Origin of the sequence: Peribacillus sp. YIM B13472 (assembly GCF_042788005.1) — a bacterium.
Taxonomy (GTDB): domain Bacteria; phylum Bacillota; class Bacilli; order Bacillales; family DSM-1321; genus Peribacillus; species Peribacillus simplex_E.
The window spans coordinates 1-23344 of the sequence record NZ_JBHZPG010000018.1; the positions used below are offsets into that span (position 1 = coordinate 1).

Here is a 23344-nt window from a genome sequence, read left to right on the forward strand (position 1 = left end):
TAGGCTATCAAACACCACAGGCCATTGAAGATCGAATTAGGAATACAGCTTAAGATTTAACTTTTTAGTGTCCAAAATATTGACTCAAATCCAATCTTTCTGATTATCATTCTGTTTTTCTTGCTTTTTACTTCCAAAAAATTTGCTTAACAACCCCATTTTATCAGCCCCTTTTTGACTTAATAGATAAGAAATCTTCACTTACATTTTACCAAAGGAATGCGAAAACATAGCTCATAACACAAGAATTATTATTTCCAAAACTTCGATTTATATATTTTTTGACCATTTCCTTAATTAGGTTTTCAATTGTACTTATTTGCTTTTAATTAATATATTCAAAAAACAAGTTGTACGAATCCTTAATTGTCATATAAATTCCCCCTTCTTTATTTCAAATAGGCTCTGTTAAATTAAATGTTGATTTTTATATAGTAATTAGGGGAATCTTCATTTATTGAGGTTTCCCGTCTTCTTCAATTAAAGCACCCGTTAGTTCAACAAGAAAAGGATTCAAATAGGTTGTTAGTTTAACCTGTTACCACGGTTACTTTTGGTTCTTCACAAGAAATAACATCAATCGTGTGATTTAAGCAGGGAAACTGATAATGGATGTAATTTTCAGAGGGATATACATCTTCTCGTTCATTCGTGGTGTAGCTTTAAAATAAAGTTTGATTAAATTAACCCTATAAACCTTGATAAAAGAGCAAGAGAAAAAGCGTGTTTTGAAAAAAAGATTGATCAAAACACGCTTTTTCTATATTCAATTGAATCACCCTTTTATAAAAAAGTTTGATTATATTACTATGGTCTTTCCTCCATTAAAGCGCCCGATAGTTGAAGATTGTTATTAAACTAAAGTCATCCGTTTGCAACTTGTTATAAATCGTCCAACGAGGAAACAGTTCTTTCGTTCATTTATTTTGCCTCAAAGTTCTAGGGGCTTACTCACCTACCATACCGTCCTTATCATTATCTTGCATATATGGGTATAACCAATGATCACTCGTTATTGGCATACTAAAACCTGCTGCTTTTGCTTCTTTAATCGTCACCTGTCCATTACCGTTAGTATCAACACTAGAAATATCACCGTTTGTGTTTGAACTAGTTGAATCAGAAGGCTCACTGCCTGTTAAACCGAGTGATGAGTTTACTTCATCAGGGTTCACATTGTCAAATGTATCAACGATTTCTCTACCCATTAAAGTATAGGTATACTGATAACTTGAAGGAATCTGCGTTTCCGTATTCGGATATGTGATAATTGCTTCAAAATTAGTAGCTCCACCTGCGTTACGGATCACGTCTTCCATATAAGCTTGATCACCATGTCGGTTAAGCGTACTATCTTGTGGGGCAATATTATAAGCATTCGATACCCCTCCGAGAGAATCAGCAATGATATGTCCTTCATCTAAAACGTCACTTTCGACACCAGGAACCTTTGCCTCATCAGAATAGTATCTGCCAGACGATAATACAGGTTCATTACTGTCATCTTGTATAATGATTTCGTCAGCAATGACACGTACTAGTTGCCCGTATTCATTAGTAAATGCCCAATATTCACGGTCCCCATAACCAATGTCAACGACGACGTTAGGTTCACGATATCCAGACAAATCACCACCATCAACTTCAGTAAGTTTGTATCCTGAGAAGAGTTCATTTTTTGGTTGGGTTGGTGTTTCCTCTACTACTGGTTCATCAACAACCGTAGTGATAGTTTCTTCTTTTTCGCTATTTTTATTTGTTTCCACTGTGGTTACTTCTTGTGGATCTGTTTCTCCATCTGTAACGGATGCATCTTCTACGTTGGTACAACCAACCATAAAGATGGTCGTTAAAAGTAAGATAAAATAGTTCATTTTCTTTTTCATTTTAGGACTCTCCTATAGTAGTTTCATACTGTTCATTCTAAAAATCTCGGAATTTAACATAGATTAACATTGTTAACCTATTGATAATAGTATATTCCAAGATTAACTTTATTACAGTAGATAATTTGTTCGAAGTGTGCAGTATTAAATTTCAATAAAGGCTTGTACAGTTTCAAATTGCAACTCGAATAATGCAGCTGGGATTTAGGGGGAAAAGAAAAACCCTATATTTAATACTGTAGCTTTATAAAAAAGTTTGATCATTTTCCCACCTATTTTATACAACAATCGCGCCCGATTGCAGAGGATTAAAAAGAATAGAGTTCTAATATTTTTTCTAAGGGTAATTTATTCGGATTACACATGTCAACAAAATAGGGTAACTGCCATTTTTGAGTTTTCATCGATTGATTACTACTCGGACTATCCCAGCTAGGATAAACTCTTAGTGCCATTTTGCCCTTTGTTGAAGTAGACCTAAGAATGTTCTGTTTTAAAAGAATTTCTTTTGGGAAAATAAATTGACCAAACTCATTTTCATTTTTAAAGGTAGTTATAACTAATAAATCAGGGGCTTCCTCATATAAGTAGGGTTGATTTTTATTATTTTCGTCTTTTTCCCAAAATGCAACAAACTGCCCTACTTTGGTAGGGGTTATATTCGCAACTCTGAATCGAACTGTTTTAGAAGATAATTGAAATGTACCAGCACCATACTTAGAATTTTGCTTCTCTTCTTGAACTGACTTTACAGTTAAGTGATTCGACTCATAAATCATTTTATTTACATAAGTTAATGCTGTAAAAAAATTATTCATTTCTTCACTCCTAAATTTCAAACAAAATGGCCCTATGCATTAAGAAAGAGCGCAATTCTTATTCCAGAAATGCGCCCGATTGTTGAACAAAAATATAATTTGCTTACGACCTAATTCATTTTCTATAATTACTAGGCCTTGCACTAATACAATTTTAATAATTCATTTCTAATTATCTATTCCCCTTGCCTTTTCCAATAGCATCATGTATTTCCTCAACAGGAGTATCTGCAAAATAATCACTAATTATCTTATTTAGTTCATGAACCCTCGTACTATTTAGGACTAGCCCTAAATGGTTAGGAACTGGAGTATTAACATTTGTAGGTATATTTTTAATAGTTAAACCGCCTTGTGCTGCATGTTGATATGTAGCATACACTACACCTAGCAGTTCCACAGTATGAAATGGTTCAAATGTTTCCTTATGTATTAGTTTTTTAACAGAAAGTACAGGTGAACCACTTGACCCAGGGTAAATAGCACAATCAATTAGAAATTCTTTCTTTCCTTTATAATTAATACCAGGAGCTGTAGCTAATGTGCCTTTTCTAAAAATGGGATAATTATTTAGTTCATCCCAGGATAACCAACAACTATTATATCTTCAGTTGGAAGAAAACTATTTAGCTTGTCATCATGTGGTATCTGTTTAAGACTGATACCATAATAATAAGGTTTTATATTGTCCTTTTCTGTCATTTTATATAAACTAGCTATTGGCATTGCACACAAATCTACATCTTCATCAGGATGCATAAAAAATTCATCAGTAGAAACTACAAATTCACATTGTGAATTTGTTTTCTTGCCATTAATTATATTAGCTGTATGGAATCTTACAGTAATATCGACAGCTCCATCAATTACATGTTTATTTGTTACAATTGATGGGACGTTTAGATATTGTCCATCTCTAAACTGTTCAGCATATCTAACGATGAATCCAGTTCCCGTACTAACACCGTTTTTAAGTCTCGAAGTAATTCTAACTGTTGAGTAATTTAATTCATTAATATTTTTCATCTCTTCAGCTCCTTTAATTTCTAAAACTACGAAAGTAATCAACTATTAATAGTTTAACTTACCAAGTAATAGTTACATAAACTTTATTCAATTTCCTTAGAAGAACTCCTCCACAATCTGGCCCTTTAACGGAACAACTCTATTTTCACTTAACAGTTCCTGAACCCAACTTTTCAGCGTCAAATATTATTTTCCCATATTAATCATAAAAACACCCCTTTGGCTAATCATAACCAAAGGGGAAACGGTATAACTTTATTGCAAACGGTACATCTTTTTTGTGAACGGTATAACTTTATTTGTAATCTACACGTGGCTATTTTTATAAAATCCAAATACCTTGACTTGGTATATATCCGAAATAGCTCTACCTTTGATATTTCAGAGTTATCTATAGAATATGAAAAACATTCATCAATAACAGAATATGAAATATATGATTCAAATTCTAATTGCACCATAGGTAAATCGATGTTGAACGTGCTTCTATTAATAAGCAATCGTAATGAATTTTCTTTGGTTTCTATTATTTTTTTCAAATATATCCTTTCTCTTGTATCAATTCATTAAAATCCACTTCATTATCACTCATTTCTTAATTTGACTATTTAAATTATACTTCATTTCCCAGTCGTCTTATTGAACTATCCTGCCCCGATAGTTGCATAAAGAAAAAGCTGCCTTTTAAAGACAGCTCCGATCCTAAGCTAAAGCACCCGTTAGTTCATTAACAACATAGTATAAGCATTATTAGTGGCTAAATTTTGAGTGGGGCTTTAACAGACCCTTACACCTTCAACTGCTACCATATACATCGTTAAAGATTCAGCCTCACGCATCATCCATTCACGATAATCGTTTTCAGCACTCACATAATCCTGTTCACAAATAAAACCGTCTCTCGCCATTTGAACTCCTCTGCTTGATGCAGTATCAGCCCATATCCCAATGCGAGTTTGAAAATCAGGGTCCCTTCTATTTGTTACCTCATGAAGGGGGGTTATAGTAATATCTTCTATACCAACTTTTCGAAAAAGCCCAGGAAGGTTATCGGCAATTGTATTATCCATACCTGCGTCCGTACGCCATTTCAAATAGGCAGCATAAAAGTTGAGCATACTTGAAGGTGGCAGGGGATTCCATGATATCTTTTCATGGTTATAATCCGCAATTAAAATGCGACCTCCAATTTTTGCAGCAGATGTCATCATTTTCAATCCTTTTAATGGGTCGGATAACCATATTAATACCCGTGAACAGGTAACAATGTCAAATTTTTGTTCATAAGGAAGATTATAAATGTCACCTGTTTCAAATGATAATCCTGGTATTTCGCCATATGATTGACGTGCTTTTTGAATTAAGGTTGGATTACTGTCAATTCCTACTACACGTCCATTTGGACCCACAGCTTCTGCTATGCCTCTAGTAATTGCCCCTGTACCACATCCAATATCAAGAATTGCCATGCCTTCCGTAATAATTTCTGCAAGCCTTTTGTGTGAGTTTGTTAACGTTCTGGAGTCTAATACATTTGTTAACTTTCCAGATAATTCAGCACGATTTCGAGCCATTTTTGTATCCAAACGTGATTCCCCTCCCCTGTGTTTATTGCAATTTTCAATAAATTCATTTTACCATTTAAAATTTTATTGTTCTTTATTCCAAAAAGGAATTAATAAGGTTCATCATTAAAATCTAAGTAAATAGAATAACGGTTCCATTCAAGGAAACTTCCCTTTGTTGTTGAACTAACCTGCCCCGTTAGTGCCATAAGAAAATGGCAACCTCAGCAACCTGCCTTATTGTATAGTTGACACAAACTGTGCAATAGGAGGAGAAAGCCTCTGCCTCAGATTATTTGCTTTTCGGAACTTCTGAAACCCTTACCTTGCGACCCGGTGGCATCAATGTTTTCCTGTGCTCTTCCTTTCTAGAGCTACAGATGAGTTTTAATTTCACTTAATCACTGTCTTAATTTATTTTAAAATTCTATGTATATAACTCTTAACAATATCAAAACCTATGACTAGCAACACATTACATTCATAGGAGCTGACAACATGGCTAGAAATAACAACAGTAATCAATTAGTAGTTAATGGTGCAGAGCAAGCTCTAGAACAAATGAAATACGAAATCTCTAGTGAATTCGGTGTTACACTTGGCGCTGATACAACATCTCGTGCAAACGGATCTGTTGGTGGAGAAATTACAAAACGTTTAGTGCAAATGGCTGAACAACAATTAGGCGGAAGAACTCGTTAATCGAAATCATATGTAATGTTAGGGATAGTGATTAGACTATCCCTATTTATAATTTTACAAATTTCAAAAAAAAAAGAAACAGAAACATCAGTTACTGTTATTTTACTATGTCACAGTACGAATACACTAAGCTTAATAAACTAACCTGTACCGTTAGTAAAATAAGTAAAAAAAATAAAGCGTTAATTCTTCTTAGATCCACGCTTTCGATAGTTACCATTTAAAATATATTTGACTATTTATCATAAAAAAGTTTCTGATAATCGAGAAGTAATAAACGCTTCTATAAAAGCTGCTATGAACAATAATGGAATGACAACGAATATGTAACTTCTTAAAGATTGCTTTAATAGTTTCCCTATTGGTTCAGAATCTTTCTTTTTACGAAAGAATATTTTCGTTAAGATATTTCGATTAATAAAGCTGCCTATTGCTACGCTGTAAACAAATGCAGTAAGTTCAATGATGGCATGGGGTAAAAAACTAAAAACAAATGCGTTTAACACACTGTGTCCCATTGCAGATAATCCACCAAATACCACACCAATCACAATAAATTGTAAAACCATAAAAAAGGATGGCAATCGATATAAAGGGATTATTCCTAATAAGACTGTAATTGCACCTACTTTGATATTGTTCCAAAAAATCACTAGGAAGGTTTGTATATCCGATAGTTCACTTATTTCTTTACCGCGTATTTCAGCTATATCGTTAGCCATACTTTCAGCAATTGCTTCTGTTTGTTTTATGAAGAAATCAGCCATAAAAAAAGACAATGTGAAACACACGATCAAAATAATAATTGAAAAAATAAATGTCCACCAAAAACTTTTTTGATAACTCTTCTTGTAAATCTCAAATTCTTTTAAATAGACTTTTTTCATTTTTAATCCTCGGATTCTGCTTGATTATTTAAGTAATCTGGTATCATCCATCTTAAAATTAAACTAATTAAGATCAGGTACCCAATCAACTTCGGATATGTGATCGAGATTATGGAGTTTTGAATTAATAATGTGCCAATAGATAAAACGAGAATGGTAAACCAATAGTTGAGATTTCCTGCAAATAAGGTATTATACCGTGTACGTTGGTCATGCTGAAGATTGATTTTATTCCAATTACCTTTTCTATGAATATCTAAACCAAATGCAATCACTTGAATTGTTGCTAAAACAGCAATGATTAATGTTAATTTAGAATGTGAAATGAAGAAATAACTAATAAACAAAAACAATGGAATCCCCATACGCAAAATAAAATTTGTTCGATACGATACATTCAATTTATTCTTCTCCTTCTATCCAAAATAATTTTTCAAGCGAACATTCTAAAACAGTTGCTAATTTAAGAGCAGTACCAATAGATGGTTCATATCGTTGTTTTTCAATCGCTATAATCGTTTGTCTTGTAACAGAGATACTTTCAGCTAATTGGTCCTGTGTTATGCCCTTTTCTTTTCTAAATTCTTTGACTGAATTTCGTACCCCATGCTTCATGAATTACATCCTTCCTAAAATGTAACGTATACATTACATAATCAAATAATATACAGTTTAAAATGTAATGTCAACATTACATTCTATTTTTTACCAGTTTTAATTATTTTTTACTAGTTCGAAATAACCCATCTATTTGAGACTAAAAAAAGTCAGCTCCTATATGAAAGGGACCGACTTTTTTGTATATTCAACTGACCCCATAATTTAAGTTCAATTTTTCAGAATCTCAAATATTCTTATACAGAATATCCAGATTCCTTTAAAGTTGTTGTTCAATTATATGGCCCAATTGTTGAACAAAGATCAAACAGCACTCTTGAACTAAACTGCCCCGTTAGTTTAATAAGAAAATCAACACTAATCTTTAACAGAGCCTTTTAATAAAAGAAAGAGGACTATCTACTAGTCCTCTCAGACTTACCTTACTTATCACAACCAATTCCATCGCCATCACGGTCTAGATGCTTGCCGTAACCAGGACTTCCTTCATATACAGGCGCTGCACCGGCGGATCGTACGGCTACTCCCACCTTAGAACGTATTATCTCTTATTCTGAGAAGGATTGAGAATCATTTGGCGCACTTGGAGCACAACAATTTTATATCATTCATCCCTCCCACAATAAATTCTTTAGACAATTAAAGAATGAATATTCTCATTTGGATAGGGAAACCAAACTGTTAGATCTAACTTGCTTTAAGCTCGATCAAAACATTAATTTCTAACTTTTTAGAACTTATTCATGCTGATGAAAGCAATAAGCAACTTATTACTCAAAATGCGTATAACAAGTAATGGTTGGGAGTTCTTATTGAACTCCCGTTAACTTAATAAGAATAAAGTGATTTTACGACTGAGACCATATTTTAGTTATTCAAGAAACGGCGCAATTCTGGAGTAAAGATTGCATAGTTTACTTCGCTTGAATTGATTGGTTCGGTACAGAATCCAATCAATTATTAATGATATGAATTGGGGTTCCAAGTGCCACTTCGGCAGCTTCCATTGTCATTTCTCCAAGTGTTGGATGGGCATGGATTGTCATAGCGATGTCTTCTGCAGTCAATCCTGTTTCAACAGCTAAACCTAACTCCGAAATGAGATCTGATGCATTTGCTCCGGCAACTTGCGCCCCGATAACAAGTCCATCTTCTTTACGAGTTACAAGCTTAACGAACCCCTCTGTGCTGTCAAGTGACAAGGCACGTCCATTTCCCGCATATGGGAATTTCGCAGCTACTACTTCAATACCTTCATCTTTTGCTTGTTGTTCAGTATAACCTACAGTTGCAAGCTCAGGGTCTGAAAATACGACTGCTGGAATGCCTATATAATCAATTTCAGATGGATGTCCGGCAATCGCTTCAGCAGCAATTTTTGCTTCATAGAATGCCTTATGTGCTAATTGTGGACCTGGAACAACATCACCGATTGCATAAATATTAGGAACATTCGTGCGGCATTGCTTATCGATTTCAATAAGTCCACGGTCTGTCATTTTTACGCCGGCTTTTTCAAGACCTATTTCATCCGTATTCGGGCGGCGTCCGACCATTACAAACACATAATCAGCGTCTATTTTCTTTTCTTCGCCTTTTACCTCAAAGGTTACAGTGACGCCATTTTCTGTTTCTTCTACACCTTTTGCCATTGCTTTGGTATAAAATTCTACACCTTTTTTCTTCATACTCTTCTTAACAACGGCTGACATTTGTTTTTCAAAACCTACACCTAAAATTTCATCTGCACCCTCTAAAATCGTTACTTGGGTACCAAAGTTTGCATAGGCACCGCCAAGTTCGATTCCGATAACACCGCCGCCAATAACAACGATTTTTTCAGGAATTTCATTTAAGCTGAGGGCACCAGTCGAATTTAGAACGCGTTTTGAATATTTAAATGTAGGCAACTCAATTGAACGCGATCCTGTTGCAATAATTGCATTTTTAAAGGTGTATGTTTGAGCATTTTTTTCGCCTATTACGCGTAATGAATTACTGTCTACAAAGAATGCTTCACCACGTACAATCTCAACTTTATTTCCTTTTAATAGTCCTTCGACACCGCCAGTTAACTTTTTCACTACACTATCTTTCCACTCTTGTACCTTTGAAAAATCAACCTTTACATTCTCTGCTGTAATCCCATATGCATCCGAATGCTTAGCTGTTTCATAGCGGTGACCAGTGGCAATTAATGCCTTTGAAGGAATACAGCCGACATTACAACATACACCGCCCAAATATTCCTTTTCAACAATTGTTACTTTTTGTCCCAGCTGGGCAGCACGAATTGCTGCTACATAACCCCCAGGACCTGCACCGATGACTATAGTATCTGTTTCAATTGGGAAATCTCCGACAACCATTTACTTACGCCTCCATTAACAATTGTTTTGGGTCGTTTAATAATCGCTTAATATAATTCATTGCATTCTGCGCTGTAGCTCCGTCGATCATTCTGGGGTCGAAGCTTACAATTTTTTCACCCTCTCGAACAATTGGTTTTTCAGCAATACGGCCAACCCCAAGAATAGCTACTTCAGGATGGTTAATAACAGGTGTAAACCATTGTCCGCCAGCTGAACCAATGTTTGAAATCGTACTTGATGCATCCTTCATTTCATTTGGTGCAAGTTTGCAAAAGCATATCCCATCACACTCATCAGCCATATCACAAAGTAACCCATCATGTAGCGTGCCCATTAGATTATGCAATCTTTCAGAAGCTTCCATTTCAATAACAACTTACCTTCTTCAACATCTACCACCTTAAAACCAAGTACTTGTGCAGCTGGAGATTCAGGTATTTCACCCGTCATCATTTTCAGTGGCAAAGTTAAAATAAGATATCTTTACCTGCATCGTTGAAAAATACTTTTAAAAGTAAATTTTATATTTTAGAAGGTGTGGATAATGGATCACTTAGAAAGTTTAATAGGTGGGACTGAAATTTCCTTGTGCGCATTTAGTTTAATCGTATTCTCCATCATCCATTCCCCTTTACGTTGTTTGTGTTTTATGTTTCCAATACAACTTTCTCCTTTTCACTTACAAAACAAGTGAGTATAAGGGCAGTAAAAAATATGAATATGGCAAAGATATATGCCTCTCGAACTCCCCCTAAATGCTCAATAATTGATCCTGCAAGAAAGGGTCCTAATAATTGACCAGTTGCAAAGAAAATGGTTATGAAGCCCAAAACGGCTGGTACTAGATAAGGAAGAGAGCGTTCTACTGCCATCGCTTGGACAAGAACCATGAGACCTCCAATGGAAAAACCAAATAAAATTGCCGAAGCCATAAAACTTATTATGTGATCATCGACGACTGGAATAATACCTCCCATAACACAAAAAGCCAAAGCAACGAGTAAAGATTTTTTTCTCCCTACTTTATCTGAAACGATTCCCCAAATCGGACCTCCAATAATTGTAAATAATCCAGAAATTGAAAATAAACTACCGGCCACTCTTTCGCTGATCCCAGAGTGTATCATAAATGATGTTTGGAAAAGGATTGGGATAAGATAAGCCAATCCAATTAAAAAGTAAATAATACCTACCCTAAGGATTTTTCGGTTTTTGTAAGCGTGAGCGACTCCTTGATTACTATCATCTTTGTTAGTCACACTCTTTCCTGGTTCTTTCAATACGATCCATGAGAGTAGTGTGAATAAAATAGAGGTGATGGAAAAAATTATCCAAATAGCTCTCCATTCCCATACAGGAAAATACCTAATCAAATAGGTGGTCATGAGACCACTAAGAAGCATTCCTGAACCCACCCCACTTAATAAGACACCGAGTACTAATCCCTTTTTCTTTTGGAATTGGATGACTAGTAAAGACATTATGGGGGAAAAGGCTAAAGCACTTCCTGCCCCGCAAAAAAACATAATAAGCATGTATAGATAAAAGGAGTTCGAGAATGAAAGAAAAAGGAAGCTAACTGTGACGAGAAAGCCACCTGCCATAATGACTTGTTTCATTCCAAACTTGAGTGCTAATAACCCAGCTAAGGGGGATATTGCAAGAAAGCCAAGCGAGATCGTTGTTGCTAATAATCCTGCCTGTGTGTAGTTTATATTTAAGTCGGCTTGCATAAAAGGCATTAACACACCATAAGCCAATCTTGCAAAGCCAGTAGTCGAAATAACCAACAAGAAACCCGCAATAAGTTGTGACCACATAGACCATTTTTTATGTGCTAGAATATAAATCCCCCCTGAATAAAAAACCAATCGGTCTCTTTTTTGTTCAAAAAAAAGAATAAAAAATAGAATTAGAAAAGAATAGCATTTATCTGCATGATGACCATGTCTAAATATCGCTTATCCTTATAAAATCTGCTGAGGGCCAATGCACCCTCCATGGAAGAGAGAATGAATACAGTCATCTGTTCAGAATCAACATTCATGTTAATTTCATTTTGACCCTGACCAAATTCAATCAAATTCTTGATCATCTTTATTAAGCCATCAAACCTTCCTTAAATGCATCTTCAATCAAAATTTCTGAATCATCTACTTCAATAGCTGCATTCATTAAGGGACAGCCACCCACTAAGATATCATTGTTGTTCAAAGTCATAAAAATAGAAGCAAAAGCCTGAAATTGTTCGTTTGCTGTTTCCTTGGATTTGATAGCTTGTAAATAATTTTCTTTTAGAGTGATTAAAAAGTATGAAAACGAAGCTTTGGCCAATTCGTCCTTACTATCTAAATGTCTATATATTCTTCCTTTTTTTAATCCTGTTACCTCCATTATTTTAGAGATAGAATTGGATATTTTTTAAACGCAAAGTGTTTAATGTACCACTGTTCCGTATAGTTAACTCTTGGTTTGAGTCAGCATATTGTCAACAGTTTTGCTTATCTGATTTAATATAAACTGAGGTGCAACACGACTCATGAACTTCAGCGCAGTGCTCTGGCCCGGCAGGATCTCAAAGCGATCCTTTTTCAAACCCTTGATTGCGTACCTAACCATCTTACCGGCGACTCAGATAACCCTAATTTATGACCATATTCAATGTCTTTTGCATTTTCTTTTAGTATAAACGCTTGATCTATTAGTAATTGCTCTGCAATTGCTAATAGTGCTGTATTTTTTTCTTCAGTTGTTTTATTTTGCATTTCTAAACTTGCTTCTTTTGCAAGCTTTGCTTTATAAATGACTTCATTCTCAATAGCTGTACTCATTGATTTTACCTCCTAAACATTTAAGTTAATTTACTAATGATGAAGAAAATTAAAAAGCATATTTCTTTAAAATCTTCTCATTTTTTATGACGGAAAGCACTTGCTGAAAGCCTTGAACAGCTTTAACTGGCCTTTTGTGCGAATTTTACCTGACATGACGGCTGATAATATCCCTGTTTCTTTGGCCATCAGCCGAATCCATGTTTGACTGTCTGCAATAAGTTGGAAATCTGCATCCCCGATATGTCCCTTTTCCACAGTAAGGGTCTTGTTCTTAATGATAACCGTTGCTTGAGCATCTTCTTCTCCAGTAAATGTAAAATGATAGGTAGCAGCTAAATCTTTTGCTTGATTTCTTTGAAACATATGAGGAAGCACTTGCAAAAACGCCCGGATTGATTTCGATTGTAAGCCGTTGCTCACCGGCCGAACTTGTTTATGGGGAAAACGCTTTTTGACATGATCCTCAGCGTCGGAATTCGGCACTACATACACCATTTCGCTTTTATCTTGCAGTGGTTTGACAACGTCCTTCAAAAATTTCTTACGATCGTCAAGAAATTCACCAATTACATCTTCTCCAGCAGGACAAACGGACAAACAGTAGGCCGCTTTATAGTTAGCTCCAAAAGAAAGACTCTGCCACATAGATGCTGTTTCTGCATCATTTACTTTGTCCCTGTATGCTTTAGAATTTTTGCTGTCGGTAATATTCTTCACCCAATCGGTGAAGCCACCGGAAAATTCTCTATAGTTGTGGGTATAACAGGCGGAGAAATTAAAATGACCATCAGCGCCAATGGCTCCTACCGGGCAGGCAGCTACGCACAATTTGCACTCCAAACACGGATTATAATCAATGGGCTGACTTTCCGAAGTCATATCTGCATTTGTAAGGATCGTACCTAACAAAATAAAGTTGCCGAACTTGGGATGAATGACATTTCTATGGATGCCGATTTGTCCGAGTCCAGCCGCAACCGCAATTGGTTTATGTGAGATGACCCATGCTTTTCCGGTACTTTCCTGCTCCATCGGGAATCCTGCTGGCGGATTCAATGCTTTGATCCCTTGCTCTTCAAGCTCTTTCACGATTTCATGTCCGATATGCGTTACGTTATCGACAACATGATGAAATTCCGTATTTGCAATGGATCGAGCTGTCGAACGCAAGGGCTCGCGGTTCATTTTACAGACGAAACTAATAAGCGTCCTGGCTTCAGGAAACAGATTAAAAATTTCTTTTCGTTGGTCCTCAAGTTCGTTTCGGTCAATAGAGACGAATCCAACATCGTCAGCTCCTGCATGTAGACATAATTTTCGCAACCATTGTGTATCTATGCGCCTGCCTTCGGTTCCCTGCATAATTTCCTTTTTCTTGTAATATTGTTTTACGGTAGGATGATCATTTATTGTCACCTTTTTCATAGCACTCAACTCCTTAGTCGTTCAATTTAACGCCCATCCGTCAGTACTAACCTGTTTGATGGCCTGTCCAATCATTCGAAGTCGTGCATTCCATACAGACTTCGTAAAATTGATTTTAGTTCTAGCGTTGTGAATGTCTCCCCTTCGCTGAGGGTAGATGTGTAGGCTATTCTCATCGCTGTATCAGTAGCATCTCAAAGTACGCCGTCGTGAAGCTTTCTACCAAGGCTCACAGAACTTGTACGGAAAGCCTATCGGAACCGATCAAGACTTATAGTTTCTTTCTTCTTGCCCATCGATGATCAGACGACATCCACTATGACAGCATCCTTGTCAGATTTCGTAGTATCGCCTTCTAAGTATTATAGATAGTTAATGAGACCGTTCGGTCTTTTTTAGAGTGAAAAAAAAGCCATCTCCGGCTTCTTTTTAGACTGTTAGGCACAGTTCTGAGCAAGAAACGATCTAAGATGATGCACAGCTCTTTTCATGTACTCTTGGTTCTTGTAAAGTTTGCTAAGTGCTAGCGCCCCCTCCAGCGTGGAGATAAACACGGTCGCCACAAACTCGGGATCCACTCCTTGTTTAACCTCACCCTTCTTTATGCCTTCTTGAACAAGATTACGAACCATTCCGAGCAAACCATCCATTGCTTCACGGACTTTTTCTTGAAGCAATAGGTCTGCGTCATCTGCCTCAATGGCAGCATTCATAATCGGGCAACCTCCCGGAAACAATTCTCTTTCAGCTATCCCCTCGAATACGGAAATAATGGAAAGAAGACGTTCCATGCATCCTTGCTTGCCTGCCATTGCTTCAGAGAAAAAATGACTCATCGCATCAATGGAAAAGGAAAAAGCGCTCAACATTATTTCCTCTTTATTTTCGAAATGGTTATAAATCCCTCCTTTTCGAAGACCAGTCTCGTGCATGATGTCGGATATAGAAGATGCCCTATATCCTTGGCTATTAAAAAGTTTCGATGCTTTTTCTAAGATCAGGGCTTTAGTCTGTTCTCCCTTGCGATTAACCATGAATCTATTTGCCTCCGTTTGAAAAAAGTTTACGAAATTTATAAGACCATTCGGTCTTTTTTTATTGTACAATTAGGTAGTATCTTTGTAAAGTACAAAAAATAATAGGCATATAAAAAGGCAGCAAGTTTGTCTGAACGCGGTAACCTTAAAGGAACAAGTACAAAGAAAACATGCTAGGCCCACAATGATTCCACAAAATCACTTGCTTAAAACCAACGCAAATTATCAGTCAAAGTTACACCCTAAACAATAAGTGTACCAAAAACGGACGGCTGTGGTACAAAAATAGATTTTTATAAAAATGATCTGTTACTTTCCATTTGTTTTGTCGTTTTTTTGTCATCTAAAAAGACGTATAGAAGAGGTACTGCCAACATTTCGGAATTTTGTACGCTAAGCAAATCCCAGCAAAAAAAGCCGTTTCCTGCCGTTAGGAATCGACTTTTTTTCTTTATTGTGCTAAAGTACCTGTTAAAAAAAGCTTTGAAATAAAGATTGATCAAAATGGATTCTTTTCTATTGATTTAGTTTACATTTTTTGTAAATAGCTTGATTATTTTTAGTGATCCTTAAATAACTAACGCACCCGTTAGCCATCCATGAAGCGCAAAAATCAGCGCTTCACCACAGAGAATGAAAATTGGTCTCTATGTCGATAATGTTTTAATGGCTGGCGAAGAAGGTCGTTGAACTATGGTGCCTTTGAGCCCATCCGTTAGTCTGACTCCGACGACCACGGTGTACCACCGACTGTCGCGCCCTTTATGGGTAGCACTCATGGGAGATTAATCCTTTTTTGGTCGTCGCGCTAGCCTTCACTTAATTTGCAATGATTGGAAGTTTTTGTTTAACGATTTACAAAACTCAATCAGATCACTCATAAGGCTCAGCCTTTTTTTAAAAAGCGTTTTTACTGGGTCTATTTTGTTGTGGTTTTTTCTGGATTTTGAGCTTTTTTAATTTTCATGGGAGTTTAATTATTCTTCACAAACTATCGGCTGTTTTAATTCAACAATAAGAAATAACGTGTAATTAAATACTTTGCACACATTTAACTTTAAAACCCAACTACCTTCCTATTAGAATTAGCTGGGTTTCTTGTCCAAGGATTATCTTCTTTTTCCTTATCACTATTGTGTTTCCATACAAAAAGGAGCTGCTAGTCAGCTCCTGAAGCAAAATACCTTTTAGCTAAATATCAATTATTTATACAAGATATCATCTCTTAATGAAGCAACTTTAGTTAAAGCTGTATCTATGTCGCCTTCATTCACTCCAAAGTGAGCAAGTGCATCGTTAAGATGTTTTACAATGGCATCAAAATGGGCGGGTTGCAGATTCAATCCTTGGTGAGCTTTTGCCATGGATTGTCCAGAGTATTGTTTTGGACCACCTAATGCAAAACTAATAAATTTCGTCTGATGACGGCGTTGTTTTTCCATATCCGTCTTTTCAAAAAAATGATTAACTGTATCATCCTTAAGAACCAACTCGGAGTAAAAATAGTCCACAACTTTTGCTATCGCTTCTTCTCCGCCAACTTTTTCATAAAGTGTTTGTTCCATATATACACTCCTATTTTGTAGTTAATAGAAGTATTTTCTGTAGATTATTTCGTTTTTATTCCTTATCTTTCATCAAATCCCTTTAATTGAAAAAATAAACCACTCGGCACCTTATGATCTTATGCAACCATCCTGACCCTTACTGAAGAAGAACTCGGTTATATTCAGCTTTTTGCCACTAAGTTGTTGAAAATCATAATTGATTTAGTGAATTCCATTTATTACTTTCACTGTTCACTTTTTTTACCTATTTAAATTGTAATATGACAAAATTGTAATCTTACTTCCTGTTACATCTATGGTGGGGAAAGGGATGAATTTTATAGTATGTAACATGAGGAGGAGATTTACGTTGAAAAAAGTATTACAAACTAAAAACTTATCTAAATCCTAAATCATAATTTTAAACATAACAATCTCCTATTCATGGGCTGAATCGATAAAGGTTCAAATGTTCTTTAATATCATTATGCTAATTATTCCAAACTCCTGTCATTTGTACAATACATCACTCCAGAATATGGCCCAATTAAAGAAACTTTAGAGAAGAGATGCGATAGTGACTCCCCCGTATCCTGCTGTTTGAAAACAAACTCGAAAAATAAGGAGAAGTCATCATCCATTAGAGGTTATTAATATCTACAAAAAAATAATTGTGGACTAACCCTAAGTCGCTTCTCTCTCCTTTTCTACGCAAAGAATCATAACTTGAACAGTAGAAATTAATTTTAAGATGAAAAAGTTACCAGCTGGGCCAAAAAATAAGTATAAGAATGTAATAGATTGGATAAACTAATAAAAAAGGAGTGGGAGATTATGGAGACTAAAATTAAAGAAGGTACAAAAGAAATGTGGAGTGAAATTAATGAATGTATAACTCGGAAAATCAATGAAAAACATGATTTATCTTTTCAAAAGAAGAGCAATGATAATTATATGAATCTATATATTCAAACAGCAGTATTACACACCTTATTTGAACTCTCAGATGAGTTCAGGAAAATCGAACGAAAATATAACAGATTGTGATGCTTCTGGTAAGGTCATGCACTAAAAAATTCAACTTAATGGTGGATTAGAATTAAACTCTTTAAGGGAGGCTTTAATCCTAATCCACGTTTTTTCTTTCCAGCTTTATTACTTACATCATTACCGCTGCCGACAATTTGACTAACATCATTACTGTACCATTTGTTACCCTTCCCTATAAATCCCTCTTTTCATTCCAACTAGAATCCATTTTTCAATCTTACATTAAAATAAAAGCAAAGATTATTCGTCAATCAAGACAGTATACTAAAGCTTAAAATACCTGACAAAACCCCACCTTTTCCTATTAGCGACTGGTGGGGTTTCTAGTTGTGGTTTCTACATCTACGTCAACCGGGAGGTCCCTCTTTTGCAATCCCGCCGGATAAATTGGCTTCAATATGTAAAGTGGTTTTTTTAATGGAACCCTCCTTATTTTCAAGGGAGTTGTTTTTCCAACGGTACGCTGTGCCTAAAACTATTTGTTGTTTTATAAATAACTAAAATCTTGTATATTTAATATAACTTACTGATTATTGAATCGAATGATCAGTAACAGCTCGGAATAGCTTTATAATTAACTAAAATCATTGAATGTAAATATTTTTGAAAGAGAGCTGAAAGCTGATGTTGTGGTCACCGCTATTCGAAAATGATGTACCTGCAGTTATTCTTCCTTAACGGTAGAAAATTGCATCTCCGTTAGGGACTGGGAATATTTAGTTAAAACGGAGGGTACTAAATGAAAAACACTATATTAGGTTCTTTATATTTATCACTCGCCGCTAGCATTTGGGGCGGGATGTACGTTGTGGTAAAAGTTGTGGTAGACGTTGTTCCACCACTTGAATTAGTATTATTGCGATATGTAATTGCGATTTTAGCATTGCTGACAATTGGTTTTATAACAAAACAATCTTGGCGGATTGAAAAACGAGACTGGCTTTTGGTTTTCATTATAGGACTTGTTGGAAACACAATTTCTATCGTAACCCAGGAAGTCGGTACGCTACTATCCACTGCACAAATGGGAGCCATCATTACTTCAACAACACCTGCCTTTATGGTGATATTTGCACGTATCGTTTTAAAAGAAAAGATCACTTTTAGAAAATCAATTTCTGTTATTTTAGCGACGATCGGTGTCGGGATCATTGTCGGAAATGCCCATATCGGCTCATCTCACCAACTTGGGGGCGTATCACTGCTTATTGCTGCATTAACTTGGGCACTTATGTCTGTTCTAATTAAACGTATACCTGGGCAATATTCACAAATTGTTATAACGACCTATGCAGTTCTTGTGGCAATTGTCTTTTTAACACCTATTACGATTAGTCGATTAGATGAGCTTGATTTTCAAGCAATCATGCATCCATCCATATGGGGCGGCCTTTTATACTTGGGCGTTATTTCCACAGCATGTGCCTTTTTACTGTGGAATCGCGGACTGCAAATGCTTACCGCATCAAGTGGTGGATTATTTTTCTTTTTACAACCTATAGTGGGTACTTTTTTAGGTTGGTTAATACTAGGTGAACAAATCGGCTTGTCTTTTTGGATAGGTACAATATTAATTTTTATTGGTGTGTTATTAGTCATTCGGGAAGAATAACACACATTAAAAAGTTTATTAGAGTTATATATTAAAATGTACCCTATAGAGCAGTCACTTTAAAAAAGTCTGCCTATAGGGTACTTTTTGTGTTAAAAAAGGGGGACTGGGGAAAAGTTGTTTTTTTATTTGTAATTACTTTGCATTATTCCCCTTTGCTTTAATAAGAATGACAAATCTTCAAGAACCAACCGCCGCACCGTCCCCACGCGGATCGACCCCGCCTTTGAGGAAGTTATGCTCATCAATCCGAATTGCTTGTGCATGGCCCATCACCCCATCGAATTCTTCCACTACTTCGACATGATGTCCCCTTTCTTTCAGTTCATCTACCGCATCCTTTTTAACACGGCTTTCTATTTTCAACGACTCGCTATCTTCACCCCAGGTTCTTCCCCAGACGAATCTCGGTTCATTGATTGCAGCTTGTGGGTCCATTCCGTAATCTATCATCCTGGTAATGATAGCAGTCTGTGTTTGCGGCTGTCCTTCCCCGCCCTGAGTACCATATAAAATGCTGGGTTGTCCATCTTTGCAGGCTATTGCCGGCATCAATGTATGGAATGAGCGCTTGTTAGGTTCGAGTGAGTTGACATGATTGGAATCAAGCGAAAAAAACGATCCTCGATTTTGTAACATGACCCCTGTTTGACCGGCAGTGACACCCGATCCAAACTCAAAATAAAGACTTTGAATAAAGGAAACCGAGTTTCCATCTTTATCGACCACTGCAGCATATGCCGTGTCATTTCCCATTGAGGGACTCGTAACTTTCGCGGCATTTGTCTGAATGGCTGATGCTAGCTTCGCTGCATATTGCTTATCTAGCAGCTTATCTAGCGGAATATTAAAGAATTCAGGGTCTGTAAGCACTTCATTACGATCGCGGAAACCTGCTTTTAAAGCCTCTGCCAATAAATGATAGTATTCAGCAGAACCATGATCAATGTTGTCAAAGTTGAAATTCTCAAGAATATTGAGCGCCATCAGCCCCACGAACCCCTGAGAATTTGGCGGAACCTGATAAATCGTATAATTTCGATACTGAGTTGAAATGGGTTCTACCCAATTGCCATGGTGATCAGCGAAATCAACTGCGGATAACAGACCCCCTTGCTCTTTTAAAAAGGATACGATAGCTTTTGCAAGTTCTCCCTTATAAAACACGTCACGGCCTTGATCAGCAATCAACGCTAAGCTTCGAGCAAGATCTTTTTGAACAAACCGTTCACCTACCTGCGGAACATGTCCACCCGGTGCATATATTTTAGCTGTTATCGGTGCCGTCGAGAGCCAATCCCAATTTTTCTCCGTATACATCACTTGATTTTTCGTAATCGGAAAACCCTTTTCAGCATACTCGATCGCCGACTCAAGAACTTCAGCTAAAGTAAGTGTCCCGCATTCTCCCAATATCTCATCCCAGCTGTCTACCATCCCAGGAACTGTAATTGCGCTTCTCACCCCTCGAAAAGGAATCTGCTTTTCCCCTATATATGCATCACGATTGACATTGCTTCCTGAGCGTCCGCTTCCATTGAAAGCACGAATTTCCCCGTCCTCCCTTTCATACGTAAGCCAGAAAGCATCTCCACCAAGTCCTGTCATATGTGGATAAACTACACCCAAACAGGCACTGACTGCCACTGCCGCATCAAAAGCATTCCCCCCTTTTTCAAGAATTTTATTTCCTGCCATCGATGCTAAATAGTGAGGGCTTACGACCATACTTTTTGTTCCTATTATCGACTGGGTCATAAATTCACTCCTTTTATAATTGTTTGAATTTTAAAAAAAATAATGATAATTGTATTATAACTTGTTTGTTTTTTTTAGGAAATCCAAATTCCTCTTTAAGACAAAAAGATGTTTTTTTTTATTTTCAGCAGACTATTATATTGGAATATACCTTTAATAAATTCATTACGTAATTATTTTCATTATTTAATATACAATTCGAAATCATTTTTGTTATCATTAATTCATAATCATGGAAATGAATCCTAAATTTTAAAACAAGGAGGAATCGTTCTTGAAAAATCCATATACGGAATTGACGGTTGGGATGATGAGAACGGGGATTTTAGGTTTCGGCGGCGGGCCATCTGTCATCCCGCTCATTCGCCACGAAGCAGTTTCCCGTTATCACTGGCTCGACGATGATGAATTCGGGGACACTTTGGCCATTGCCAATACACTCCCAGGACCTATTGCCACTAAGATGGCAGCATATCTTGGTTATAAATTAAAAGGCTGGCCGGGAGCCTTGGTAAGTGTGGCCGCTCACGTTTTACCTTCATGCTTTGCGATGGTTTTCTTGATTGCATTCATTAATGTTTTAAGTAATTCAGCAATGATCAGTAATATGATCGCTGCTGTCATGCCGGTTGTTGCAGTCATGCTTGGTCAAATGGCTTATGAGTTCGGCGAAAAGGCGGTAAAAGGGTTAGGAAAGGTGCTCGGAATCACCTTTTTTGCGATTTCCTTTTTGCTTCTGCAGGTCATTTCCCTGCATCCGGGTATCGTCATTATGATTTTCCTTTTATATGGGGCGTTCCATTTTAAATTAAAGGAAAGATTGAAAAATAAAAAGGTTAGTAGGAAGGAGGAATCCGCTTAATGGGTCTTATTATCCCAATAGGAGTTGCTGTTTTTCTAGCGTTTTTCATTGCCAATATTCTTGGTTACGGCGGAGGTCCAGCCTCGATTCCGCTTATGTATGATCAAATCGTCGCCCGTTATGGCTGGCTTGATAATGCCGAGTTCTCACAAATGCTTGCGTTAGGAAATTCACTCCCAGGACCGATCGCCACGAAAATAGCCGCATATGTCGGATATGATGTATATGGCTGGCCAGGATTTCTAGCCGCATTGGCAGGCACGATCATCCCTTCAGCCGTGGCTTTGATATATTTATTAAAAATCCTGCGCAAATACAAGCAATCGCCTATCGTAAAAGGCATGTCCCTGCTTGTACAGCCCGTGATTGCGATCATGATGTTATCGCTCACCTGGAATATGGCTGAGGATGCCATCGGTTCCATCGGCTACATCCATTCAATCGTCATCGCTGGATTGGCCTTTTTGGCCCTAGGTAAATTCAAGATCCACCCCGCCTTCGTAATCATTCTTGCCTTTGCGTACGGCGGCTTTATCATCCCGCTCACATAATAATAAAAAATCCACCTATATAGGGGGATTTTTTCATTTAAAGCTTCATGCCCATCCGGCTTTTATAACGTTTAATGAGAATTTGGCAATCAACGCTGACAACACCGACGACCGCATACAGCTTCTCATTGAGAAAACGTTCCATCTCCTGGTTATCAGTAAAGATTCCGTGCATATGGAGTTTACTCGGACCGGTCATATGATATAAACTCGTTACAGCCGGTTCACTTTCTAATTGCTGTGCGACCGATTCCAGATATTTAGGCTCAACCTCAACGTTAAAAAATGCCGAAACATGGATGCCGACCTTAGCTGGATTTATGACCGCAGTGAACCTCTCGATCACACCGTTTTCAACAAGATGATTGATTCTCATCTGAACCGCAACCCTGGAGAGCTCCACTTTCTTCGCTAAGTCGGTATACGAAATTCGCGCATCTTCATGTAAAACCGATATGATTTTCTTATCGATCTCATCAACTTTCAAGCTGGGAATCTTAAAGTCCTCTGCCATCCTACGTAACTCCTTTTCGATTTCTTTATTCCATTATCGCAGAGAACACCATCGGATCACAACAATCTTCCTTTTCACTTTTTAACCTCCATTAAAAACGGCAGAAATTAAGCGATAGCCAAAATATATGGCCTGTCCATTTTCAATAATCCCCCCTCCAAATTGCACATGAACGTCCATCATATATGTAGTTTTTCAAACTTAGGATACATCATTTCGTCCAGCTGTATGGCTAAAAGCGAAGCCGTCAAACAGATGAAATCCGATAGGAATCAGAGCG

At 36.9% G+C, this 23344-nt stretch carries 23 protein-coding genes and 1 pseudogene; 5 read left to right on the plus strand and 19 right to left on the minus strand.

Annotated features, from left to right (window positions below; all coding sequences use genetic code 11):
• Nucleotides 1-947: 947 nt before the first annotated feature.
• The 4 genes from ACFX4I_RS14895 to ACFX4I_RS14910 all read right to left on the minus strand — a co-directional run bounded on the left by ACFX4I_RS14895 (nt 948) and on the right by ACFX4I_RS14910 (nt 5316).
• Nucleotides 948-1886, minus strand: a complete 939-nt coding sequence (locus ACFX4I_RS14895) for a DNA/RNA non-specific endonuclease (protein ID WP_377421532.1) — start codon at nt 1884-1886, stop codon at nt 948-950.
• Between the two features lie 308 nt (nt 1887-2194).
• Complete coding sequence (locus ACFX4I_RS14900) at nt 2195-2704, minus strand: MepB family protein (RefSeq protein WP_063595400.1); 510 nt, start codon at nt 2702-2704, stop codon at nt 2195-2197.
• 570 nt (nt 2705-3274) lie between these two features.
• Entirely contained in the window at nt 3275-3730 is a 456-nt protein-coding gene (locus tag ACFX4I_RS14905; protein WP_377421534.1) for a hypothetical protein, read from the minus strand.
• Between the two features lie 776 nt (nt 3731-4506).
• Nucleotides 4507-5316, minus strand: a complete 810-nt coding sequence (locus ACFX4I_RS14910) for a methyltransferase domain-containing protein (RefSeq protein WP_377421536.1) — start codon at nt 5314-5316, stop codon at nt 4507-4509.
• Nucleotides 5317-5793: 477 nt separating this feature from the next.
• On the opposite strand from ACFX4I_RS14910, the gene ACFX4I_RS14915 reads away from it, so the two are divergent.
• Complete coding sequence (locus ACFX4I_RS14915) at nt 5794-5997, plus strand: alpha/beta-type small acid-soluble spore protein (RefSeq protein WP_214750194.1); 204 nt, start codon at nt 5794-5796, stop codon at nt 5995-5997.
• Between the two features lie 242 nt (nt 5998-6239).
• On the opposite strand, the gene ACFX4I_RS14920 is transcribed toward ACFX4I_RS14915, so the two are convergent.
• The 13 genes and pseudogenes from ACFX4I_RS14920 to ACFX4I_RS14980 form a co-directional block, all read right to left on the minus strand.
• Nucleotides 6240-6884: a stage II sporulation protein M gene (locus ACFX4I_RS14920; RefSeq protein ID WP_328167705.1), complete on the minus strand. Its 645-nt coding sequence runs from the start codon at nt 6882-6884 to the stop codon at nt 6240-6242.
• Nucleotides 6885-6886: 2 nt separating this feature from the next.
• Nucleotides 6887-7285 (minus strand): hypothetical protein, encoded by a 399-nt coding sequence (locus tag ACFX4I_RS14925; RefSeq protein ID WP_307273662.1) that lies wholly within the window; start codon nt 7283-7285, stop codon nt 6887-6889.
• 1 nt (nt 7286) lies between these two features.
• Nucleotides 7287-7499, minus strand: coding sequence for a helix-turn-helix transcriptional regulator (locus tag ACFX4I_RS14930; RefSeq protein ID WP_063575037.1), 213 nt, complete (start codon nt 7497-7499; stop codon nt 7287-7289).
• A 425-nt stretch (nt 7500-7924) separates the two neighbouring features.
• Complete coding sequence (locus tag ACFX4I_RS14935) at nt 7925-8032, minus strand: excalibur calcium-binding domain-containing protein (RefSeq protein WP_377421539.1); 108 nt, start codon at nt 8030-8032, stop codon at nt 7925-7927.
• 423 nt (nt 8033-8455) lie between these two features.
• Nucleotides 8456-9871, minus strand: a complete 1416-nt coding sequence (gene lpdA / locus ACFX4I_RS14940) for a dihydrolipoyl dehydrogenase (RefSeq protein WP_377421541.1) — start codon at nt 9869-9871, stop codon at nt 8456-8458.
• A gap of 4 nt (nt 9872-9875) precedes the next feature.
• A pseudogene (locus ACFX4I_RS14945) lies at nt 9876-10142 on the minus strand (2-oxo acid dehydrogenase subunit E2); the annotation flags it as partial.
• Nucleotides 10143-10521: 379 nt separating this feature from the next.
• Nucleotides 10522-11745: an MFS transporter gene (locus tag ACFX4I_RS14950; RefSeq protein ID WP_377421543.1), complete on the minus strand. Its 1224-nt coding sequence runs from the start codon at nt 11743-11745 to the stop codon at nt 10522-10524.
• A gap of 41 nt (nt 11746-11786) precedes the next feature.
• The gene (locus ACFX4I_RS14955) at nt 11787-11969 is read right to left on the minus strand and encodes a TetR family transcriptional regulator C-terminal domain-containing protein (RefSeq protein WP_230303100.1); all 183 of its coding nucleotides are present in this window, start codon (nt 11967-11969) and stop codon (nt 11787-11789) included.
• Between the two features lie 5 nt (nt 11970-11974).
• Entirely contained in the window at nt 11975-12208 is a 234-nt protein-coding gene (locus ACFX4I_RS14960; protein ID WP_283932649.1) for a hypothetical protein, read from the minus strand.
• Between the two features lie 257 nt (nt 12209-12465).
• Nucleotides 12466-12705: a hypothetical protein gene (locus tag ACFX4I_RS14965; protein ID WP_230303098.1), complete on the minus strand. Its 240-nt coding sequence runs from the start codon at nt 12703-12705 to the stop codon at nt 12466-12468.
• A gap of 84 nt (nt 12706-12789) precedes the next feature.
• The gene (locus ACFX4I_RS14970; protein ID WP_230303097.1) at nt 12790-14133 is read right to left on the minus strand and encodes an SCP2 sterol-binding domain-containing protein; all 1344 of its coding nucleotides are present in this window, start codon (nt 14131-14133) and stop codon (nt 12790-12792) included.
• Nucleotides 14134-14570: 437 nt separating this feature from the next.
• On the minus strand, nt 14571-15167 hold the full coding sequence (locus tag ACFX4I_RS14975) for a TetR/AcrR family transcriptional regulator (RefSeq protein ID WP_377421546.1): 597 nt from the start codon (nt 15165-15167) through the stop codon (nt 14571-14573).
• A 1205-nt stretch (nt 15168-16372) separates the two neighbouring features.
• The gene (locus ACFX4I_RS14980; RefSeq protein ID WP_377421548.1) at nt 16373-16735 is read right to left on the minus strand and encodes a group I truncated hemoglobin; all 363 of its coding nucleotides are present in this window, start codon (nt 16733-16735) and stop codon (nt 16373-16375) included.
• A gap of 816 nt (nt 16736-17551) precedes the next feature.
• On the opposite strand from ACFX4I_RS14980, the gene ACFX4I_RS14985 reads away from it, so the two are divergent.
• Nucleotides 17552-17764: a hypothetical protein gene (locus ACFX4I_RS14985; protein ID WP_061461893.1), complete on the plus strand. Its 213-nt coding sequence runs from the start codon at nt 17552-17554 to the stop codon at nt 17762-17764.
• A 742-nt stretch (nt 17765-18506) separates the two neighbouring features.
• Complete coding sequence (locus ACFX4I_RS14990) at nt 18507-19379, plus strand: DMT family transporter (protein WP_230303095.1); 873 nt, start codon at nt 18507-18509, stop codon at nt 19377-19379.
• A gap of 180 nt (nt 19380-19559) precedes the next feature.
• On the opposite strand, the gene ggt is transcribed toward ACFX4I_RS14990, so the two are convergent.
• Nucleotides 19560-21137: a gamma-glutamyltransferase gene (ggt, locus tag ACFX4I_RS14995; protein ID WP_230303094.1), complete on the minus strand. Its 1578-nt coding sequence runs from the start codon at nt 21135-21137 to the stop codon at nt 19560-19562.
• Between the two features lie 274 nt (nt 21138-21411).
• Between ggt and chrB the strand changes: the two genes are divergently transcribed.
• Together chrB and chrA are read left to right on the plus strand one after the other, a co-directional pair.
• Nucleotides 21412-21999, plus strand: coding sequence for a chromate efflux transporter ChrB (gene chrB / locus ACFX4I_RS15000; protein WP_230303093.1), 588 nt, complete (start codon nt 21412-21414; stop codon nt 21997-21999).
• Nucleotides 21999-22550 (plus strand): chromate efflux transporter ChrA, encoded by a 552-nt coding sequence (chrA, locus tag ACFX4I_RS15005; protein WP_377421551.1) that lies wholly within the window; start codon nt 21999-22001, stop codon nt 22548-22550. Before chrB ends, chrA begins: the two co-directional genes overlap by 1 nt.
• 37 nt (nt 22551-22587) lie before the next feature.
• Here the strand turns inward: chrA and chrS are convergent, their stop codons facing one another.
• Nucleotides 22588-23064, minus strand: a complete 477-nt coding sequence (chrS, locus tag ACFX4I_RS15010; protein ID WP_034315019.1) for a chromate efflux transcriptional regulator ChrS — start codon at nt 23062-23064, stop codon at nt 22588-22590.
• Between the last annotated feature and the right edge of the window lie 280 nt (nt 23065-23344).

Coding starts and splice junctions, on each gene's coding strand:
- chrS (WP_034315019.1), bottom strand. CDS start 23,064: ATGGCAGAGGACTTTAAGATTCCCAGCTTGAAAGTTGATGAGATCGAT.
- lpdA (WP_377421541.1), bottom strand. CDS start 9,871: ATGGTTGTCGGAGATTTCCCAATTGAAACAGATACTATAGTCATCGGT.
- ACFX4I_RS14900 (WP_063595400.1), bottom strand. CDS start 2,704: ATGAATAATTTTTTTACAGCATTAACTTATGTAAATAAAATGATTTAT.
- ACFX4I_RS14965 (WP_230303098.1), bottom strand. CDS start 12,705: ATGAGTACAGCTATTGAGAATGAAGTCATTTATAAAGCAAAGCTTGCA.
- ACFX4I_RS14895 (WP_377421532.1), bottom strand. CDS start 1,886: ATGAAAAAGAAAATGAACTATTTTATCTTACTTTTAACGACCATCTTT.
- ACFX4I_RS14905 (WP_377421534.1), bottom strand. CDS start 3,730: ATGAAAAATATTAATGAATTAAATTACTCAACAGTTAGAATTACTTCG.
- ACFX4I_RS14930 (WP_063575037.1), bottom strand. CDS start 7,499: ATGAAGCATGGGGTACGAAATTCAGTCAAAGAATTTAGAAAAGAAAAG.
- ACFX4I_RS14980 (WP_377421548.1), bottom strand. CDS start 16,735: ATGGAACAAACACTTTATGAAAAAGTTGGCGGAGAAGAAGCGATAGCA.
- ACFX4I_RS14990 (WP_230303095.1), top strand. CDS start 18,507: ATGAAAAACACTATATTAGGTTCTTTATATTTATCACTCGCCGCTAGC.
- ACFX4I_RS14955 (WP_230303100.1), bottom strand. CDS start 11,969: ATGATCAAGAATTTGATTGAATTTGGTCAGGGTCAAAATGAAATTAAC.
- ACFX4I_RS14975 (WP_377421546.1), bottom strand. CDS start 15,167: ATGGTTAATCGCAAGGGAGAACAGACTAAAGCCCTGATCTTAGAAAAA.
- ACFX4I_RS14920 (WP_328167705.1), bottom strand. CDS start 6,884: ATGAAAAAAGTCTATTTAAAAGAATTTGAGATTTACAAGAAGAGTTAT.
- chrA (WP_377421551.1), top strand. CDS start 21,999: ATGGGTCTTATTATCCCAATAGGAGTTGCTGTTTTTCTAGCGTTTTTC.
- ggt (WP_230303094.1), bottom strand. CDS start 21,137: ATGACCCAGTCGATAATAGGAACAAAAAGTATGGTCGTAAGCCCTCAC.
- ACFX4I_RS14915 (WP_214750194.1), top strand. CDS start 5,794: ATGGCTAGAAATAACAACAGTAATCAATTAGTAGTTAATGGTGCAGAG.
- ACFX4I_RS14970 (WP_230303097.1), bottom strand. CDS start 14,133: ATGAAAAAGGTGACAATAAATGATCATCCTACCGTAAAACAATATTAC.
- ACFX4I_RS14985 (WP_061461893.1), top strand. CDS start 17,552: ATGGAGACTAAAATTAAAGAAGGTACAAAAGAAATGTGGAGTGAAATT.